Annotated in this window: 13 protein-coding genes; 8 read left to right on the forward strand and 5 right to left on the reverse strand. The window is 44.5% G+C overall.

Features of this window, described 5'->3' with window-relative positions:
* Window positions 1-179: 179 nt before the first annotated feature.
* Genes AACV20_RS00245 through AACV20_RS00255 form a run of 3 tightly spaced genes read right to left on the reverse strand, consistent with a single transcriptional unit; the run spans window position 180 to window position 5,135 of the window.
* Window positions 180-1,448, reverse strand: a complete 1,269-nt coding sequence (locus AACV20_RS00245) for a sigma-54-dependent transcriptional regulator (RefSeq protein WP_170907738.1) — start codon at window positions 1,446-1,448, stop codon at window positions 180-182.
* The gene (locus tag AACV20_RS00250) at window positions 1,438-3,786 is read right to left on the reverse strand and encodes an ATP-binding protein (protein WP_170907739.1); all 2,349 of its coding nucleotides are present in this window, start codon (window positions 3,784-3,786) and stop codon (window positions 1,438-1,440) included. Before AACV20_RS00250 ends, AACV20_RS00245 begins: the two co-directional genes overlap by 11 nt.
* Window positions 3,783-5,135, reverse strand: coding sequence for an ABC transporter substrate-binding protein (locus tag AACV20_RS00255; RefSeq protein ID WP_170907740.1), 1,353 nt, complete (start codon window positions 5,133-5,135; stop codon window positions 3,783-3,785). The genes AACV20_RS00250 and AACV20_RS00255 overlap by 4 nt, the downstream gene beginning before the upstream one ends.
* A gap of 275 nt (window positions 5,136-5,410) precedes the next feature.
* Between AACV20_RS00255 and AACV20_RS00260 the strand changes: the two genes are divergently transcribed.
* Window positions 5,411-6,790: an MFS transporter gene (locus tag AACV20_RS00260; protein ID WP_026028333.1), complete on the forward strand. Its 1,380-nt coding sequence runs from the start codon at window positions 5,411-5,413 to the stop codon at window positions 6,788-6,790.
* Between the two features lie 185 nt (window positions 6,791-6,975).
* Window positions 6,976-8,439, forward strand: coding sequence for a pyruvate kinase (gene pyk, locus AACV20_RS00265; RefSeq protein ID WP_170907741.1), 1,464 nt, complete (start codon window positions 6,976-6,978; stop codon window positions 8,437-8,439).
* Window positions 8,440-8,580: 141 nt separating this feature from the next.
* On the opposite strand, the gene torS is transcribed toward pyk, so the two are convergent.
* Complete coding sequence (gene torS / locus AACV20_RS00270) at window positions 8,581-11,478, reverse strand: TMAO reductase system sensor histidine kinase/response regulator TorS (protein WP_249929771.1); 2,898 nt, start codon at window positions 11,476-11,478, stop codon at window positions 8,581-8,583.
* An 88-nt stretch (window positions 11,479-11,566) separates the two neighbouring features.
* Here torS and torT point away from each other — a divergent pair, with 88 nt between their 5' ends.
* On the forward strand, window positions 11,567-12,568 hold the full coding sequence (gene torT, locus AACV20_RS00275) for a TMAO reductase system periplasmic protein TorT (protein WP_170907743.1): 1,002 nt from the start codon (window positions 11,567-11,569) through the stop codon (window positions 12,566-12,568).
* A 52-nt stretch (window positions 12,569-12,620) separates the two neighbouring features.
* On the forward strand, window positions 12,621-13,076 hold the full coding sequence (locus AACV20_RS00280) for a methylglyoxal synthase (protein ID WP_026027464.1): 456 nt from the start codon (window positions 12,621-12,623) through the stop codon (window positions 13,074-13,076).
* Window positions 13,077-13,179: 103 nt separating this feature from the next.
* Here AACV20_RS00280 and helD read toward each other — a convergent pair whose 3' ends face one another.
* Window positions 13,180-15,243 (reverse strand): DNA helicase IV, encoded by a 2,064-nt coding sequence (gene helD / locus AACV20_RS00285; protein WP_170907744.1) that lies wholly within the window; start codon window positions 15,241-15,243, stop codon window positions 13,180-13,182.
* Window positions 15,244-15,425: 182 nt separating this feature from the next.
* Between helD and yccS the strand changes: the two genes are divergently transcribed.
* The 4 genes from yccS (at window position 15,426) to AACV20_RS00305 (ending at window position 19,656) form a co-directional block, all read left to right on the forward strand.
* On the forward strand, window positions 15,426-17,579 hold the full coding sequence (gene yccS, locus AACV20_RS00290; protein WP_170907745.1) for a YccS family putative transporter: 2,154 nt from the start codon (window positions 15,426-15,428) through the stop codon (window positions 17,577-17,579).
* A 138-nt stretch (window positions 17,580-17,717) separates the two neighbouring features.
* Window positions 17,718-17,942: a hypothetical protein gene (locus AACV20_RS00295; RefSeq protein ID WP_013867905.1), complete on the forward strand. Its 225-nt coding sequence runs from the start codon at window positions 17,718-17,720 to the stop codon at window positions 17,940-17,942.
* A gap of 67 nt (window positions 17,943-18,009) precedes the next feature.
* Window positions 18,010-18,309 (forward strand): hypothetical protein, encoded by a 300-nt coding sequence (locus tag AACV20_RS00300; protein WP_170907746.1) that lies wholly within the window; start codon window positions 18,010-18,012, stop codon window positions 18,307-18,309.
* A gap of 87 nt (window positions 18,310-18,396) precedes the next feature.
* Window positions 18,397-19,656, forward strand: coding sequence for a hydroxymethylglutaryl-CoA reductase (locus AACV20_RS00305; RefSeq protein ID WP_170907747.1), 1,260 nt, complete (start codon window positions 18,397-18,399; stop codon window positions 19,654-19,656).
* The last annotated feature ends 129 nt before the right edge of the window (window positions 19,657-19,785 follow it).

Consider the following 19,785-nt stretch of genomic DNA (forward strand, 5'->3'; position numbering starts at 1 on the left):
TCATTTTTTAGACGAGTGAATAGTGATTTCCACATTCCAATAGCATAGATTCAGCTACATCAAGCAGCGCAATTGGGCGCTGCTTTTTTTGTACTTTTTTTGTATTGGATACTTTATGTAGCGGCCTTTCATTACCATGCCAGCATTATCAAACTGATCCACCACCTAAAATTGAAAAACTAATGACGACTTTTAAAGTCATCCTTTTCTAAACCATGTTTTTTCATTCGTAAGTAGAGCTTTTTACGCGGTACTTGCAGATAATTTGCGGCATCAGCGACGCGACCAGAATGGAGAAATAATGCATCTTCAATAATTTGCTTTTCGTAATCATCCACCAATTCATCAAGCGGTGATAAAAGATCAGACTGATTGTACAAACGCTCTTTTCCCGTCAGTTTTACAATACCTATCGCATATAATTCAGCTACATTTCTCAGCTCTCGTACATTTCCCGGCCATTGATGTGCACGCAGTAGCGACAAATAACTCAGTTCTACCGCTGGCAAAGGTTTCGCCAATTTATTACAACTCTGCTTGAGAAAATAATGGAACAAAGTAGCGATATCATCGGGACGATGTCGAAGTACAGGCACCTCTATCACGCCTTGGTTTAGCAAATAATAGAGTTCTGGCTGCAACCGATTAGCCGTAATCAAGGCTTCAGGTTCCGTACCTAAAATAGCAATCACGCGCGTTCGAGCTTTGCTTAGGCGTTCTTGGTTAAGCATCCTCTGAGTCAAATAACGCTGCAATTCTTCAGAAAGTAATTCGATGTGGTCTATTAGCAATGTACCGTTTTCACTTGCATCTAATTTTTGTTCAATCTGTGCGAGCGTGGTCGCTGATGAAACGGTTAATTCCACCAAAGATGAAGCATGATTACCCTGTGTCAGTTGGTGGATGAGATATGCAATAGTATGCCGCCCAACACCCGATTCGCCACAAATAACAACATGACTGTTCAGCATTGAATACTGAGCAACATGGTGGCGAATTTGCCCCATTTGAGCGGATTTTCCGATGAGTTCGCATTTGATTGAGTTGGCCATAGCCGCTTTTTGTTGTACAAAATGACGACGAATATCGAGATTTTTCTTCACTAAGCTCAATAACTCCGCAGGATTGATTGGCTTTTCAAGAAAATCGCATGCCCCTATTTTGACCGCCTCTACCGCCATAGGAATGTCTCCGTGGCCAGTAATGACAATCACAGGAATATGCTCATCAATCGATTTAATCGCTTTAAGCAATTCAATGCCGTTCATTTGTGGCATATAGACATCAAGCAATATCACTCCAGCCCAATCAGAATGGATAAACTCACACGCTTTGGTGGGGTTAAGAAGTGCTTTTGATGGCAAATTAGCTATCGACATAAGATGAGAATATGAGTCAAGGACATCTTGGTCATCATCAATCAATAAAACAGAATAATTATGATTCATAAGGCAACTCCAGCACGACCATTGCACCTCGGCTGACTGTCGAGGCAAGATAAATTTGACCCTTTATTTTTCCTATGAGCGAGCGGCAAATATTCAGCCCTAAGCCCAACCCTACTTCTTTGGTCGTGGTAAAGGGCGTAAAGAGTTTTTCAACGACATCATGAGCAAATCCAGCCCCTGAATCGCATACTGCAACAACGTGATGCGTTGGCGTACTCGACAGCAATATCACGTCAACTTTTTTGTGCTCACATCCCACAACCGCTTCACAGCCATTTACCAACAAATTAATCAATACCTGTTCCAAGCCGATTTGATCTGCAATGACTTGAATTGGTTGATGAATATGGCTTTGCAATACTATTTGTTGACGTTTCGCTTTCGTTTCAACCAACAACATAGCCTGACCGATAACATCAGTAATCAAGACAGGGGTAAGGGTTTCATCACTGCTACTTTTACGAGAAAAATGACGTAGCCCATTGATGATTTTGCCCATTCGCTCTGTTAAATGTTCAATATGATCGATGGAATGTCTGATTTGCTCTGTTTTCTTCTGCTCTAAAGCAAGGTTTACGCTATAGAGATAAGTCGACATTGCGCTTAATGGTTGATTCAATTCGTGCGCTAAACTGGTCATCGTTTGCCCGACCACCGCCATTTTAGCGGCTTGTACTAACTCACTTTGTGTTTTTTTAAGATGGTTTTCGGTCCGGTGGTGCTGCTCAATTTCAGCGAGTAACTGATGATTTTTTTCACGTAATGAATGAGTTTTTGCTCGAACTCGCTCTTCTAATAATCGATTAGCGTGCTCTTGATCGGTAACATCCGTAATCGTGATGATAACTTTATCGCTTAAACCGTGGGTATACTTACGTAAATACAAGCGCAAGTAATAAGGTTTATCCACATCGCCTAACGATAGCGTAATGACATCTGCACCATTTTCGATCAACTTAGCCTCTGGGTTAAACAGTGCTTGCAACTGCGATTGAGTTGACGTTGAAAAACAGAGCCAAAAGGCTTTCGGGTCCTCATTCTGGTCTATATTCAAGCGAACACGAGCGCTTAAGTTAGCCGATTCAATATAACCATCCAAATCACAAGTGATTAAACTCGCTTGCGTATTGTTAATCAAACTCAGTGCGTTGGTTCGGTCCATTTCCTCCACTTTTTTACCATACTGAACCAATTTTTCACTGATCCGGCCAATTTCATCTCTGCCGTCTACCACAATAGGGTGTGAAAGATCGTTATGAATGATGGCATCTAAACTGTCGCTAAGGCGGTTAAGTCGGCCCACAATCCGACGATTGATGAAATAGTAAGTCAAAAACAAACTGATAATGATCGATAAGCTAAAGCAGACAAACAGAATACGGGTACCATGAGAAACCAGTTCCGTGGTCTCTTTTTTCGCTTGAACAAACGACTCATCGGCGTTGGCGACCAACATCGCAATATCAGTATGTTGGTGGAGAAGCTGTTGCTGAACTTCAGCTCGAATATCATCAAGCTGGGCATTTAAACGCACCATAGAACGTAAGTTTTGATGGAAAGAGCCATTCAAACTCAATACATCCATTAGCTCACTGAGTAATTGTTGATAGGCGATGGTTGCAGGTTGTGAAAAAATCGGCGCACTCTGTGCGTACAGTTCTTCAAGGCGGAACTGTAGTACTTTCATGCCATTATTCACTTGGCTAATATGCTTAGATTGGATGAGCTCTTTTGCGAACATAAACGTTTGAGCCTCACCATCTAAGATCGACTGGACAGCCCCTAAACTCGCAAACAGCATGTCGCTTTCATTACCTTTCATTTTACGCTCTAGCTGCCACTGTATTTCTTGGCGCAGCGGAGTCAACTCAGAACCAATATCTTGATGTAGCCATTGGATCTGCTCTTGAAGTAACTCAATTTGACGACTTTGATCAATCCGTTGCCCGACCAGAAGACCAAATTGCTCACTAAGATTACGTAGCCGTTGATACCCAGCAAGCAGCCGTTGCTGCTCGCTGTTCAATTCAATCTCGCTTAATATTTTGCTGATCGTCGTTAAATCGTTATCCAAACGTTGCCGTTGCTCATCCAACTCAACTTTGTTACGCGTATTTGAGATGATTTCGATCCGTCTTTTAATTTCCGAACTACTGCTTTCGAGCAGATAACTGGCATTATATTTAGGAACACTTTTATCAAGCAGCTCGCTCACTTGATTATCTAAACTATTCCATGTTCCCCATGCGACGATGCTGACAATCGTCAACAGCAAGGTACTACAAGCAAAGGCCAAAACCAGTCTCGCGCCAATCGTGTTGTATTTCGGAAAAATCATGGAGTATCGACCCGGTCCAAGTTTTTTAGATCGGACAAAGCTTCTTCTAAGGTTAATGCCAACTGCATCTTCCAACGATGCGTCAGCTCCGCTACTTGCATAGAAATGGCGGCGGAGTGTGTCTCATACTGCACATCATCAACACTGATTTTTTGCCATGACTGATATACCACGGCTAACTCTGTTTCGGTCACAGGTAAAGAGAACACTCGAGTTTCAATATTTTCAATGAGCTTCAGAGCGGGTTCATTGTGTGCGTACTTGGTTTTAGCATGATTGATTGCGAGCCAAGTGTCTTTTAACTGAGGTAAGCGTTTGGTAATCGCAATTTCAAACAATAAGTTAACTAACTCCTCACGATGTGTAATGGATGCCATGGACAACTGTGTATATGCCTCATTAAACAGGGATTTATCGTTTATCGCATGTTTAGAAAAATCATTGCTATCCATATTCGCTTGTACCGCTTTTGACATCAATAAATCGATGAATGCCTTCGCATATTGATCATTTTCACGCAGGCTCACTTGGGCGACGTATGTGGGCATTAGGGTAAAACTTTCATCGTAGCGAAATTGAACGTGCTCAAATTTTCGTTCTAATATGCTGGCATAGCTATCAATCGTTGGGCCTATCCCAAATTGCCCTTTGGCTACATAATCACTCACACCAAAACTGCGTGAGGAAATTGTCCCTAAATTTGCCCCCACGTTCAGTAAAATCCGCCACCCTTGTTGCCAACCATATTTAGCAAGAATGCTCTCGACCATTAACTGAGTAGTACCCGAACGTGTTGGGGTACTCATCGTGATGTGGTCAAAATAGATAAAATTAGCCAGATCGGTGAACGACGTAGGCGTCGGTAAACGATGTAAGCTGAGATAGTCACGATTCCATACCAAACCAGCGCCAGAATAGCCTATCGTCACGACTTTATCAGTTGGCGGTAACATGTAGGGTTTTAACCATTCTGGTGGTTGCAAATGGGCAGGTAAGGTTGCGAGCTTATTGCTATTTGCTAAATGCTGCATTAAAAAAGGCGATGAGCTCAGCACTACATCAATATTCTGGATATAGCTTTTATTAAGCAGTTGAATACTCGATTGTGCTCTACGGTGGACAACTTGCACATCAACCCCTTGATACTGTTTGCTGAACTCTTCAATAAGAGGTAGCAAGGGTTCACGTGAAAATGTAGTCAGTATGACTAACTCATTCTCTTTTGCATAAGCGGTATTGATAGCCGCCGCTATCGATCCTAGTAGCACCATCCATTTGCACCAGCGTAATAAGGTACAAGAACGGAAAACCGCTTTTAAATCACAAAACCCTAAAAATTGTGCGTTCACTCAAAACTCTACCGTTTAGCTAAAAATAAATTATTAAACATTTGTGTCAGTTATGACGCAAAACAGCGTATTACAATTTCAATTTTATCAGCAAAACATAATTTACCCTTCGCTGAATTCCCATTTTTGACCCATTCACACTCTCAATTTGAGTCATTTCTGCCTCAAATTGGCACTTTTGAGCCCCATACCCATTTGTTTGAAGATGCATTCCGACAACGAAACAACCCTATTTAGTAATAACCCTATTTAGTATTTGATGAATGGAGAGCTCCATGCTTAACTTTTTTAAAACTCGCCCAGATCTACCGCTATCGGATAGCTCTGAGGGCGCAATGCAATCGCGTTTCAAAAGTTTTCAATGGCAAGTATTCTTAGGCTTAGTCTTTGGATACGCCATGTTCTATGTGGTTCGTATGAGTTTAGGCGTCGTTAAAAAACCGATGCTTGATGCGGGCATCGTATCGATAGAAGAACTCGGGATCATGGGATCAGCCTTCTTCTTCACCTACGCATTTGGTAAGTTTTCGAACGGTTTCCTTTCTGACTACGCCAACATCGGCCGATTTATGTCGTTCTCACTACTGCTTTCCGGTGCCACTGCCATATTCATGGGGTTGAACACCACTGCATTCTTCTTTGTGTTACTTTGGGCCGTCAATGGTTGGTTCCAATCGGTGGGTTCTGCGCCTTCTTGCGTCTCGCTTTTCCAATGGTTCTCACCTAAACAACGCGGAAGCCGTTATTCAATTTGGGGAGGATCTCGAAATATCGGCGAAGGCATCACTTGGATTCTAACAGCAACGCTAGTGAGTTATTTAGGCTGGCAAGCAGGTTTCATCGGTGCGGGCATTGCTGCCATCATCGCTGCATTGATTATGTTCTTTGTACTGAAAGATCGTCCGCAAACCTATGGTTTACCTGATGTTGCAACAGCATTTGGTGAAGAGCCCGAGTTCAAAAAAGCCAACGATCCAAAGGAAACACGTCGCGCTCAACTGTTCATTTTGAAGCAACCGACTGTCTGGCTGATTGCCGCTGCTTGTGCCGCGATGTATATCTCTCGCTATGCGATGTCTTCTTGGGCGGTGTTATACCTACAAGAAACCAAAGGCTATTCACTGATTGATGCTGGTTTTGCAATGTCCACTTACCCTATTGCAGGCCTCGCGGGCGCTATTTTGTCTGGTATCATTTCAGATAAAGTATTCAACGCTAACCGTCATATCCCAACGCTACTTTACGGATTTGCCAACATTGCAGGTATGTGCTTGATGTTCTTCGGCCCCGATAACCGTATGGTAGATGCTGTTGCTCTAGGCTTAATTGGTTTTGCGATTGGTGGGCTTGTCGTATTTCTTGCTGGCCTAACGGCTTGTGACTTAATGCCTAAAAATGCCGTCGGTGCCGTAAAGGGCTTTATTGGTTTGTTCTCTTACTTAGCCGCTTCGGCTCAAGAACTGGTGTCTTCATCACTGATTAAAATGACGGAAGTGGATGGCGTAACCAAATATGACTTTACTCAAGCACAATATTTCTGGTTGGCCGCTGGCGTGATTTCTTTACTGCTTGCGACTACGGTATGGAATGCCAAGAAAGTAACGGATATTGATGCTCCTACGGGCCAGATACTGGAAACGAAACCAAGTCTCTAATCTATAACACCCTTGATACAGGGGGATAATCCCCCCTGTTATTTTCTTATTTTCATTCTTATTTTCTATATCCAAATCACTTGAAAAATCGACTAAATGTCGGCCGAGAGCAATGGACAAGTGCAATTAGCACCACCATAACTTCAAGTAAAATGGCTATAGCGAGTGTCGTTTAGGATACCACTATGTGTAAAACAAAAATCGTTGCAACGCTTGGCCCTGCAAGCCAAAGCCGTGAGATGATCACCAAGCTCATTAATGCTGGTGTTAACGTTGTACGTTTAAACTTTTCTCACGGCACCGCTGACGAGCATATTGAACGCGCGATGTTAGTACGTGATATTTCACAAAAGCTTAGTGTCAGTGTCGGCATATTAGTCGATTTACAAGGACCTAAGATCCGTATTTCCTGTTTTGAAGACGGTGCGATCACTCTAAAAGCGGGTGACTCATTTATTCTCGATGGGCTTCACCCCACAATGGCTGGTAACCAAGAACGTGTGGGCTTAGATTACCCGCAGCTGATTCAAGACTTGAAGTTGGGTGATACTTTACTGCTTGATGATGGCCGAGTACAACTCCGGGTCGAAGAACTCAACAAACCACAGCAGTGGGTAAAAACTCGCGTCATAAACAACGGTAAGCTGTCTAATCGCAAAGGCATTAATTTGCTCGGTGGTGGCCTTTCCGCGCCAGCACTGACGGACAAAGACAAACGAGACATCATCACTGCCGCGAAACTCCAAGCCGATTTTCTAGCCGTCTCATTTCCACGTAATGCCCAGGATTTACATGAAGCGCGCCGGTTAGCGGTACAAGCCGGATGTCATGCACATATTGTCGCCAAAGTAGAGCGAGCCGAAGTGGTGAGCGATCAAAAAAATATGGACGCGGTCATCAATGCATCCGACGTAGTGATGGTTGCTCGTGGTGATTTAGGCGTTGAAATCGGTGATGCTCGCCTACCCGGCGTACAAAAAGCGTTGATTGCGCGCTCAAACTATTTAGGCAAACCCGTTATCACCGCAACACAAATGCTGGAGTCGATGATTGACAACCCGCTGCCAACACGCGCAGAAGTGCTTGATGTAGCAAACGCGATTATTGATGGCACTGACGCTATTATGCTATCAGCAGAATCAGCGGCGGGAAGCTATCCCATTGAAGCAGTAGAAGCGATGGTGCGTATCGCTCATGGTGCAGAACAAGAGTTAGGCTGTGCGCAAAATTCATGGGATAAACTGCATCATTTGTGCAGCGATGCGGGCAAAAGCTTCGCGCTTTCTTCCATGATATCGGCGACTAAGGTTCACAAAGATCTTGGGGTCGCCATTTTAACTCAACAGGGAGAAACACCACTGTTGATGTCTCGCTGTCAAAGCCAAGCTACCATTTGGGCACTCTCCGACAGGCCTGAACTGCTGCGTAAATTAACCATTTTGCGCGGCGTTACACCAACCTATATTCCATCATTAGCGACACAAGCGGATTTGCTGTCTCAGCAAGTGCTTAACGCTCTGGCACAAGACGCAGCTAACCGCCATATTTCATCCATTTTGATGACACAATTAGAATCGATCGAAGGCGTGGGTAATATTAACGTCTGTCGTTTATTGACGTTGCCAGTCGTGAAAGAATTAGCCGCGTAGAATGTAGGGTTCTGCGCCGCTAATCATGAGATCATTAAAATTATTCAGTGATCTCAACCTCCCCCTAAAAAACCTTGCTCCACAGGGAACTTGGCCTGCGCTTGTCGCAGGCCCTTTTTAATGATGCCAACAGCCAATTATTTATATAAACAGTAACCTGAGTGAATGAATGGATTGAGCGGCTAAGGCTTCTAATTCCGCTTGTAGCTCTTGATAAGTTTGCGCAGAGTCAGCACTTTTCTCAATGACTAAACACAGATCAAACAAGGCATGCAAACCTAAGCTGCCAGCTGAACCTTTCAATTTGTGTGCTAACGACTTAACGACCTGAGCCTGTTCCCTCGATTGACGAAACTCGTGTAGGTATTCATGCGTGCAATCGGCGAACAGCTCAATGATTTCATCCATCTTGTCACGCCCTAGCACTTCAATATCCGCGAGTAGGATCCGCTCGTCCATAATCGGACGAGCGGATTTTTGGCTATCCGAGGTTACGTGCGTAGGCACAATCAACTCAACGGGTAAGCTATTGTGTTCAATACGTTGCTGGACAAGTTGTGCAAGATCTTCTTTGACTAAAGGTTTGGGCAAATAGCCATCAAAACCAGCTGCTAAATAGCTTTCCACCTCTTCATTAAACACATGAGCCGAAATAGCAATCATCGGTGTGGGGCGTAGATGCGAATACTGTTCACGTTCGATAAGTTTGAGCTGCGCCAACAGCTCAACACCATTAATGTCAGGTAGATTAATATCGAGCAGTGCGATATCAAACCTGTGTTCACTAAACAGAACCCGAGCTTCAGCGCCTGTTTTCGCGGTGAGCACATTATGACCGAAACTGGCCAAAAACCCTTCAGCAACCATGCAGTTGACAGGGTTATCCTCCACCAGCAAAATGTTGGCCTCTCGCGTCGCGGCTATCGGCCTTTTAACCACTTCATCCACTGCCTCTCCTCGCTGTAAAGGAACAGTAAACTCAAAACGGCTTCCTTTGCCTAAATCTGATTCAAGCTTAAGCTCGCCGCCCATGGCTTCAACAAGCCGTTTGCTGATAGCCAAACCAAGCCCAGTACCGCCTTTGTAACTTTGCCCACTGGAAGCTTGAGTAAACGCATCAAACAGCCTGATTTGATCCTGTTCACTGACTCCAACACCGGAATCCGACACTTCAAATGTCACTTGATTAGGCATTTCAGCATCAAGACTGACATAAATATCCACATAACCTTGATCGGTAAATTTGATGGCATTACCCACAAGGTTAGTCAGCACTTGACCTAAGCGAGTCATATCACCCACCCAAAAAGGAGCAACATCCAGTTCAATCTGCTTGGTAAATTCAAGCGACTTTTCTTCAGCACGTCCTTTCATCAGTTGGTAAACATCGTCCACCATTTGATGCAAATTAAAGTTGGCATTGCGAATTTCTAAGTGTCCGGCCTCAATTTTTGAATAATCCAGCACATCATTCAAAATGGACAACAAGGTGTGGCCGCTGCGGTTAATCACGTCCACATACTGGCGCTGTTGAACGGTTAATGGCATCTCTTGTAATAAACGAGCCGTGCCTAATACGCCATTCATTGGTGTGCGGATTTCATGGCTCATGGTAGCCAAAAATGCCGATTTAGCACGATTGGCTTGCTCGGCTAAGTTGCGAGCTTTGGCATGATTCAACACTTCCATATTGAGTTTCTCATTGGTGTGTTGTAATTGTTCTGTTCGCTCGGTAACCACTTCCTCTAAGTGCTCTTTGTGTTCTTGTAACGCCTCTCTCGCCTGCGCTTCACTTTCCGCCACCACTTTAAGAGACTGCGCGGTATTGCGAGCCGTGATGATCGCCTGCCCCATTTGCGCCAGTTCATCCTCTCCTTGAACTGCTACTTCCACCTGCAGTTGCCCTTTTGCGATGGATAACAGTGCCGATGAATATTCGGCTAAACGTTTTACCACCGACAGATAGACGACCTTCCACATAATGAAAGCTGCAATGAGAAGGCCAACCAAGGTTAATAAGGTCAATGTATACTGTGCCATATTCAAGGTTGTAGAGAGCTGCGCAACAGCGTGAGTCGTTGTACGATTGGAGTCATCTACTAAGCGGCTGACGGTAGTATTGAGATCTGAAAACTGTACTAAGGTGTTTTGTGTGAGCGATTTCGCGACCTGCTCGTTATCATAACGTTGCTGCAAAACACTAAAAACCACTTTGCGCTTTTCTAACTCATTAAGCAGCTCTGTCATTTGCTTCGAACGCGTCGGGTCTTCTACCGCGCGTACTCTGCGCTGCATGATGGTGAGGTTATGCAAAAACTCTGTTTGGATTTGTTGGATTCGCTCAACATCGGTAACCGTGCGTGTCTCTTCGATGTGGCTGAGCATTTTGAACGCCAGCAAATGAAGCTCATGCAAGCGCTCTGAAAGATCGAGGTCTACTTCCACTAAAGCGTCTAACGCTTTGTACGCTTGTGACGTTTTATCGGCTTGTAACAAGTCATAAATATGCGTCACATTCGCCACTGCGATGGTACTGGTATTGAGCACTTGAGTGCGCGTCAGCTCTTCCAATTGCAGCGCCAGTTGTCGCATCTCTTCCACTCGAACACTTAAGTCATGTGCCAGATACAACTTACGCTCAACCGTAATACCAAGCTGAGCCAGTGTATCGATAACGCTTTGAACATCATTTTCTAGGCGCGTCAGCAGTTCTGAATCAAAAGAATCGGCACCCAACTGCTTGATGTGATTAAGCAAAGATTGAAGCTGATCGAAAAGCGCTTTGCCATACTGCTGGCGCTCTTGCTCTGTTTTTGAGTTGGTTAACATTTGCACAGACGTAATGATTCGTGTGCTTAACTCCGACACTTGACGCGCTTCCAGCATCGAAGGAATGGCAGAATTCACCACATTACGTTCGGTTTTAGCCACCAGCGAAAAACCAAACACACCGATCAACGCCGATAACAAAACGAGCAGGGCCATTGCCGAAAAGGACAACATTAATTTTCGGCCAATACTGGCTTTGGCTAACAACATGGCACCCAACCTCAAACATTACTTCTTAAGCAACACGGAATGGGCTATATTTTGCAGTGTTTACTCACGTTATGCCAACGAATAGCGAATGCAATTGATCTTAAACCTTATTTCCCCAACGCTTTTACTGCTGATTTTAAGCTTGGTTAGCAGCACAACATTCGCCGAACCCCATAAGAAAGTCTGCGCTTTATACCCTCACCTCAAAGATTCCTATTGGTTATCAGTCAACTATGGAATGGTTGACGAGGCGAGAAAACAGAAGTTGAATTTACGCGTGTTAGAATCGGGTGGTTATCCTAATCATGAACGACAAAAAGAACAGCTTTCATTGTGCGTTCGTTGGGGCGCTGATGCGATCATTCTCGGTACTGTTGCACCGGATCTTTACACAACGGACTTAAGCACATACGTCGCTTCTACGCCTGTGTTTGCAACGGTTAATCAGCTCATTCTCAATCAACAGCAGGCTGCGCGGCTACAAGGTCAAGTGGGTGTCGATTGGTATTGGATGGGATACTACGCGGGAAAATATCTTGCTGATAAGCACCCACAAGGCAGTGGAAAAACCAATATAGCTTTGCTACTTGGCCCGAAAACCAGTGGTGGTACTCAACCCGTTAGCCAAGGTTTTTATCGCGCAATACAAGACAGCGATATCAACGTAGTGGAAAGCCTATGGGCAGATAATGATAAAGAACTACAGCGTAATTTAGTACAACAAGCGCTGGAGCGAACTGACCTTCGCTATATTGTGGGCAGCGCCGTCGCGATTGAAGCGGCGATCAGCGAATTAAGAACCTCAGGGATGACAAACCACATCGGTTTGGTGGCAACCTATTTAAGTCATGGCGTCTACCGCGGGCTGCTGCGTGGCCGAGTCGAATTTGCGCCAACGGATAAAATGGTCGAGCAAGGCAGGCTTTCCATTCAACAAACCGCGGCTTTTTTCAATCAGCAACCTTATGAAAAAAAAGCCGCACCGATTATCGAATCCTTAACGCCTATGTCACTCAATCCGCAGATAATTGCAGATTCGTTATCTCCATCTGAATATAGGCCGACTTTTAGCGTAAAAGAGATTGAATAAAAGTGGCGATTTCGCTATTTAACATACTGATTTGAATCATAGGAACTCTTCAATGCAAACAACGACTCGGACTATGCCTGCGCATAAGCATGTCGCTCTCGTCGCTCACGACAACTGCAAACCGGAACTACTTCGCTGGGTAAAAGAAAATAAAGAAAAACTACAGCGCCATTTTTTATACGCGACAGGAACCACTGGCAACATGCTCAGCAAAGAGACTGGCCTTGCTATAAAAAGCATGATCAGCGGTCCGATGGGTGGCGACCAACAAATTGGCGCGTTGATTTCTGAAGGCAAAATTGATGTATTGATCTTCTTCTGGGACCCACTCAATGCCGTACCGCATGATCCCGATGTAAAAGCTCTGCTACGTATTGCCAGCGTTTGGAACATTCCAGTTGCCACAAACCGCGCCAGTGCTAAATTTTTGTTCTCTTCACAGTTGATAGAGCAAGAGGTCGATATCGAGATCCCTGATTACCAAGCTTATCTAGCTGAACGCATGTAACCTATAACCTTTACATACGCACAGAGACACACAGTCAAAATCCAAATCACCACATAAGACAACTTGATCGCCTGCGTGAACGCATCCTCTTTCAAAGGATGCGTTATTTCTGCCTCACCACTGGGTAATCCCCTGATAGCAATTCGCGAACAAAAACCGAGCCACTGCCCGAGTGCGTGATCCACACTTTCTCTTTAGCGCGGGTCATTGCAACGTAGAATAAACGGCGCTCTTCGGCGTAGGGGAAATCATCATTCGATTGGCTCAATGCACTATCGATATGCAGCGCTTTCACTCGAGCCGGAAACTGCCCCTCATCAACACCGAGCACAATAACAAAATCGGCTTCTTTACCTTTACTGGCGTGACAAGTCATAAATTCTATATTGAGTGAGCGGTAATGCTTTTTCCAGTCGTTAAGCCGCTCTGGTTTATGATAATGGTTTCGTCCAAGCAATAGCACAGATTGCGTACTATTCGCTTGGCGATTGAGTTGATCCAAGATCTTTTCAATGTTGTTGCTTGGTGCAATAAAAACTGATTTTTGTTTTTGCTGCTTGAAGCTGTTAAGTGTTTTTGGTAACTGATTCGGATTGGCTTGAATAAACTGGTTAGCCACCGCACTCAACTGATCATTAAAACGATAAGTCGTATCCAGATAATGAACCGTCGAGTGTGGGAAGCGCTCACTAAACCCAGTCGTAAGATCCACGTCAGAACCAGCAAATTGATAGATTGACTGCCAATCATCACCCACTGCAAACAAGTTACACGCTCCTGGCTGCTGCTCACACAAAGATTGGATCAACGCCAATCGCTGTGGTGAAATATCTTGGTATTCATCGATCATGATGAATTTCCAATTCGATTTAAATTTGCCCTTTTCAACGTATTCCGTTGCGCGGCTGATCATCATATTAAAATCGATTTGATTTTGCTCTTTGAGCATTTGTAACCAAGCTTGGTAACATGGCCAGCACAAAGAGAGCTCGCTGTTCAGCCGTGAATAGTCTGGATGGTCAATCAAACGTTGTTGCAGCTCCTTTTTCCCAAGACCAAGCATAGCCAGTTGCTCAAGCTGCTTTTCCAACCATGCAATCAGCTTTGGGTTTTCAACATGGCTGCCCAGTTCATCATCACCAGCTAAATAAGCAATTGGCCATTTAGATAAATGCTTCTGCCAACGCTTAAAATTGGTCGGCGTCATCCAATGTTTCTTCAACCAATCAATACACCATGCCAACTTTAAGTTACTGTCTAGAGCCACTGGCGAAATGATCGCTTCTCGCCCTTCGACCTCGTTTAAAATTTTCAGCCCTAACTGATGGAAGGTATTAACGCGAACGTGTTCCGCCGCCATGCCGATTTTGCTATCTAATCGCTGTTCCATCTCTTTCGACGCATCGCGACCAAAAGCCACCAGTAGAATTTCGTGGGCCTGTGCAAGGTGACTTTGGAGTAGATACGCAACACGCGCCGTCAAAACGCTGGTTTTGCCCGAACCTGCACCCGCTAGGATGAGGTTGTGATCATCATTGAGTAGCACTGCGTGTTGCTGCGATAGATTAAGGGGAGAACTTTCGACTTGAGAGAATAAGACTTCCCAGTTTTGACGTTCCAATTCAAGCCAGTGTTGATTTCGTTGGGCAAGGGACGCCGAGCGATCCGTAAGCCAAGGCGAGAGCTGAGCAATAGCATCAGGTAGCCGTTGACGTGCTTCGGCTAATTTCATGTCCATCGTCGAAAAATCAGCTTCCACTTGCAAAGCCCAAACATCTAATAAGGAGTGCGGCAAAAAAGAGGGTAAACGCTTCAAGCGATTGAGCTCTTGCTCCCAGCGAGGCAGATACTGACTCAACTGCACACATTGACGATTGTGCCATTGTTGATAAGCCGCTACCGCCGTATGGGCAAACTGTCGGCACTCGGGCCAAGGCAAACCTTGCACCAACCATGATTGCTGAACGCCTTCATCTTCATGCGCAAAAAACTGCAATGCTCCCCAAAACAAGCCACGCTTAACACGGACTTTACCGTTCCAAACCGTGAACGGGATCCGCTCTTCGCTGACAGCCGAGGAGATAATCAAACGCTGTTGGTCAAGTTCAACTTGGTTATATTCGTCTTGAATGAGAAATTGTGCAGGCTTATTTGCGCTCAGCTGCATGGTTTTATGCTCTTTTATAAGAATGTGAATATGATATACCAATCACAGTGGGCATTGAAAAATTAATGTCAAGATTACTGTTGTTGATTTTGTAATCAAGTAGACGTTTTTCTTTATCTTGATCAGAGTGTTAATCAACGCTTCTGCTACACTATGGTTTTCTTTTTGGATGTTGAAGTATCGTGCCGCTCTCTAGCAAAGTTCGCCTTTATTGGGCGAATAAAACTGTCAATTACAGCATTCTCATTTTGATCACTCTATTAGGCGTGGTCATTCCTGCGTGGCACTACAACCTCAATACTTGGATTACGCCACTGATCCTTGGCGTGATTGCCGCAGCACTGGCTGAAAGTGATGACAGTTTCAGTGGACGGTTAAAATCCCTCACTCTGACATTTATCTGCTTTGCTATCGCTGCATTTTCCATCGAACTGCTTTTCCATACCCCGCCACTGTTTGCGATTGGGTTATTCATCTCCTCGTTTGGTTTTATCATTCTTGGCGCAATTGGCCCACGTTATGCCAGCATCGCCTTTGGCTCCTTACTTATCGCCATCTACACCATGTTGGGTGCACACCAAAGCGTGAATTTGTGGTTTCAACCCGTTTTGCTCCTGACGGGTGCCGCTTGGTATTACTTCATGTCGATGATTTGGCATATGTTTTGGCCAATGCAACCAGTACAGCAAAGCTTAGCGAATGTTTTTTTGCAATTGGCCAATTATCTTGAGTCCAAAAGCCATCTCTTCCATCCCGTATCGAACTTAGTCCCTCAGCCATATCGAATTGCTGAAGCCAATTTAAACGCGGCAACGGTTACCGCACTCAATCAATGTAAAGCCACTTTGTTGAGTCGTTCAAAAAGAGGCCATATTGATGGTGCCAGTGACCGATTTCTCAACATCTATTTTATGGCACAAGATATCCATGAACGTGTCAATTCAAGTCATTATCGCTATCAAGAGCTTGCCGAACACTTTGGCCGCTCAGATGTGCTGTTTCGCTTTAAACATTTATTAGAAACACAGGCTAAAGCCTGCCGTGAAATAGCCCAATCGATTCAGTTAGGGCGAAGCTATCAGCACCATTCAGAGTCAATCATGGCTCTGGATGAATTGCAAAGCTCATTAAACTACCTACAAGAACAACAACGCCCTGACTGGCGAATGCTACTAGCGCAATTAGGTTATCTTTTCAATAACTTAGCAACAGTAGAAAAGCAACTCAATAACGTTAACAACCCTGATGCTAACAAGCTCGAAGAGGGTATGTTGTATGATACAGAAGCCCACACTCTTAAAGCCATGTGGTTACGGGTGAAGGCAAATCTGCATAAAGATTCCATGCTATTTCGTCATGCGCTGCGTATGTCTATCGCACTCACTATCGGTTACGGAATCATCCAAGGTTTTGGTATTGAACGAGGCTATTGGATTTTACTCACGACACTGTTTGTTTGTCAGCCAAACTACTCAGCCACTCGGCAAAAACTGACGGCCCGAATCATTGGCACGTTATCGGGGCTGTTTTTAGGCGTGCTGCTATTAACCTTGTTCCCATCGCCAGAAAGCCAATTGGTCTTTATCGTACTATCAGGTGTGATGTTTTTCGCCTTTAGATTAAACAACTACGGCTATGCGACTGGCTTTATTACTCTTTTAGTGCTGTTTTGCTTTAATCAATTGGGTGAAGGTTACGCCGTGGTACTACCTCGGCTTGCCGATACTCTGATTGGCTGCGCATTGGCCGTCGCAGCGGTAGTGCTGATCCTCCCTGACTGGCAATCAAAACGATTACATAAAGTCATGGCGGATGCGATCGATGCCAACAAAGCCTATTTGGGACAGATTATTGGTCAGTACCGCATCGGTAAAAAAGACAACTTGAGCTATCGCATCTCACGGCGCAATGCCCACAACCAAGACGCAAATTTAACCGCAGCGATCAGTAATATGCTGGCAGAACCGGGTAAATATCGCGCGGCAATCGATGAAAGTTTCCGTTTTCTGACACTGAACCATGCACTGCTCAGCTATATCTCTGCTCTTGGAGCCCATCGGACACGCATCGAAGATGAAGCAACGCACCAACTGGTACTTGAAACTCACCGAGTGATCCACCAACACCTAGAGGTGTTGCACAAACAACTTTATGAACATTGTGATGAATGCGATACCAGCGACATTGACGATGCAGGCTTAGAGAAACGCTTAGCCGAATGGCGTGAAGAAGATGAAAGCTCGGTAAGAATGGTCTTACAACAGCTGCACCTTATTTATCGCATGCTACCTGAGCTTCACTCTCTCGCCAGTAAGTTTGCCGTCCGTGTAAACTAGCAATTGTCGTAATAATGAGAGCGGCTCAATTTCGGGCGGCTCTCACCTTTCTCTTGTTATAACTTGACATTTTTCGGACAAAAAATCGCCACGTCGAGAATAATCTCAGATTAAGTATTTTCTTACAGGTGTAAGGCCATGAAAGGACATCAAACTTACCGCGGTGAGAAGGCAGCGCATTTTTTACTGAGGCATGAATCGATGACGCATAATCAATTTGAGTCTTTAAAATCACAATTACAGCATTTAACACCTCAACAACTGCGTTTATTACAAGGCGAGATAAAGCACTCTTTGGAAAATGAATCGAATAATTTACTCACTGATGATGAGCTGAATGTGCTTTCGAGCCTCTTTTCCTAGTCACGAATTTCTTCTTGTGCAAAAAGTAAACGGAGCCTAAACTTTAGACATCGACGAGGGTAAGCTTATGTCTATATCTGGTGTTCATTCTGGCTATCAACTGATCAATCAGTCAAATAAAATGGCTGAGGATGCGGCTCGTGAGCTCAATATGGAAAAAGACATCTCTCCTGTTGATAAAGCGGGCAAAGCGCTTGCTTTTAATAAAGTTGAGTTTGATAAAGTTGTTGCTAAAGCTGAAGAAAAACCTGAAGAAATTGATAGCCTACTAAAATTGAACCAAGCTACACAATACAACCGCATTGGCACCAATATTATCCAACGAGATCAAGACATGCTGGGTTCAATATTGGATATCCAAGCCTAACTCTTCACACAACTTGCAACACAAGCAAATATTGTGTTTATGTGCATGGTTAGTACAATGCCCGCAAATTCTTTACCATGATTCGCTATGCCTAAGCTAAACCTGCATCGAAGAGATTATGTTTCTATTTTGGGTGGTGATATATCAGCCCAGCAGCTAGAGCAAATACTCCAACCCAAACTCACTTCTCTAACGCTCAAATTAACACCAAGTCCGTATTTAACCGCAAAAAATGTAGAACGCCGTTGGCAAGTACTTAACACGCGAACGAGCAAAAGTGCGCTTTTAGATGACTCAACAGAGCAAGATATGCTCAGCTACCACAAAAATATTGAGCATTTTATTGGCACAGTCAAAGTTCCAGTTGGGATCGCAGGGCCATTACGAGTCAACGGACTGTTTGCCAAAGGTGATTATCTCGTCCCGCTAGCGACAACCGAAGCCGCTTTGGTTGCCTCTTATCATCGTGGGGCAAAACTGCTCACTGCGGCAGGAGGTGCAAGCGCCATGTTGTTAAATGAAGGCGTTACTCGCACGCCAGGCTTTGCATTTTATAACTTAATCGAAGCTGGGCAGTTTGTTGCGTGGATAGTGACTCAATATGACCACTTTAAACAAGTTGCAGAAAACACGACAGCACACGGAAAACTGTCAGACATTAATGTCAATATTGAAGGGAACCATGTCTACCTCGTGTTTGAGTTTTTAACTGGCGATGCATCAGGGCAAAACATGGTCACTATTGCCACCAATGCCGTGTTCCAAACCATTCTGGCGAATACTCCTGTGCAGCCTGAATACGCATTCCTTGATGGCAACCTATCGGGTGATAAAAAAGCCACTAGCCAAACACTGCGTAGTGTGAGAGGAAAAAAAGTGACTGCCGAGGTGCATTTATCTGCCGAACTCATCCATAAACATCTGCATACGACGCCACAGTCTATGATGCAATTTGGCCAAATGACGACTGTCGGTGGAGCATTAAGCGGCGCGATAGGCATTAACGCGCATTACGCTAATGCACTCGCTGCTTTGTATATTGCCTGTGGGCAAGACGCCGCTTGCGTTGCTGAATCGGCCATTGGTATGACACGCATGGAAGTGGACAAAAATGGTGGTTTGTACGCCAGTGTAACCTTACCCAATTTAATGTTAGGGACCGTTGGTGGCGGTACAGGGTTACCGAGTCAAAAAGCATGTTTGGATATTCTCGGTCTGCACGGTACTGGTCATTCGCAAGCGTTAGCCGAAGTGGCAGCATCACTCTGTCTGGCTGGTGAACTTTCTATTGTCGGTGCGTTCTGCGCCGGCCATTTTTCACGCGCCCATCGCAAACTCGCTCGTTAAGGTATTGTCTCTCACAATAAAAAAGGCGCTACGTGAATACGTAGCGCCTTTTTTATTGGTTAAGTGAGCATATGCATTAGAAAATAATGATCGAGATCAAAATAAAAAAACAAAAAACTAACTATTTCG

This window comes from Vibrio sp. B4-6 (assembly GCF_963888245.1).
In the GTDB taxonomy this organism is placed as follows: domain Bacteria; phylum Pseudomonadota; class Gammaproteobacteria; order Enterobacterales; family Vibrionaceae; genus Vibrio; species Vibrio anguillarum.

Bases quoted from the DNA above. Each gene is read 5' to 3' on its own strand.
- AACV20_RS00300 (WP_170907746.1), top strand. From the start codon at position 18,010: ATGTCTATATCTGGTGTTCATTCTGGCTATCAACTGATCAATCAGTCA.
- AACV20_RS00305 (WP_170907747.1), top strand. From the start codon at position 18,397: ATGCCTAAGCTAAACCTGCATCGAAGAGATTATGTTTCTATTTTGGGT.
- AACV20_RS00250 (WP_170907739.1), bottom strand. From the start codon at position 3,786: ATGATTTTTCCGAAATACAACACGATTGGCGCGAGACTGGTTTTGGCC.
- AACV20_RS00260 (WP_026028333.1), top strand. From the start codon at position 5,411: ATGCTTAACTTTTTTAAAACTCGCCCAGATCTACCGCTATCGGATAGC.
- AACV20_RS00280 (WP_026027464.1), top strand. From the start codon at position 12,621: ATGCAAACAACGACTCGGACTATGCCTGCGCATAAGCATGTCGCTCTC.
- AACV20_RS00245 (WP_170907738.1), bottom strand. From the start codon at position 1,448: ATGAATCATAATTATTCTGTTTTATTGATTGATGATGACCAAGATGTC.
- torT (WP_170907743.1), top strand. From the start codon at position 11,567: ATGCAATTGATCTTAAACCTTATTTCCCCAACGCTTTTACTGCTGATT.
- pyk (WP_170907741.1), top strand. From the start codon at position 6,976: ATGTGTAAAACAAAAATCGTTGCAACGCTTGGCCCTGCAAGCCAAAGC.
- AACV20_RS00295 (WP_013867905.1), top strand. From the start codon at position 17,718: ATGAAAGGACATCAAACTTACCGCGGTGAGAAGGCAGCGCATTTTTTA.
- helD (WP_170907744.1), bottom strand. From the start codon at position 15,243: ATGCAGCTGAGCGCAAATAAGCCTGCACAATTTCTCATTCAAGACGAA.
- torS (WP_249929771.1), bottom strand. From the start codon at position 11,478: ATGTTGTTAGCCAAAGCCAGTATTGGCCGAAAATTAATGTTGTCCTTT.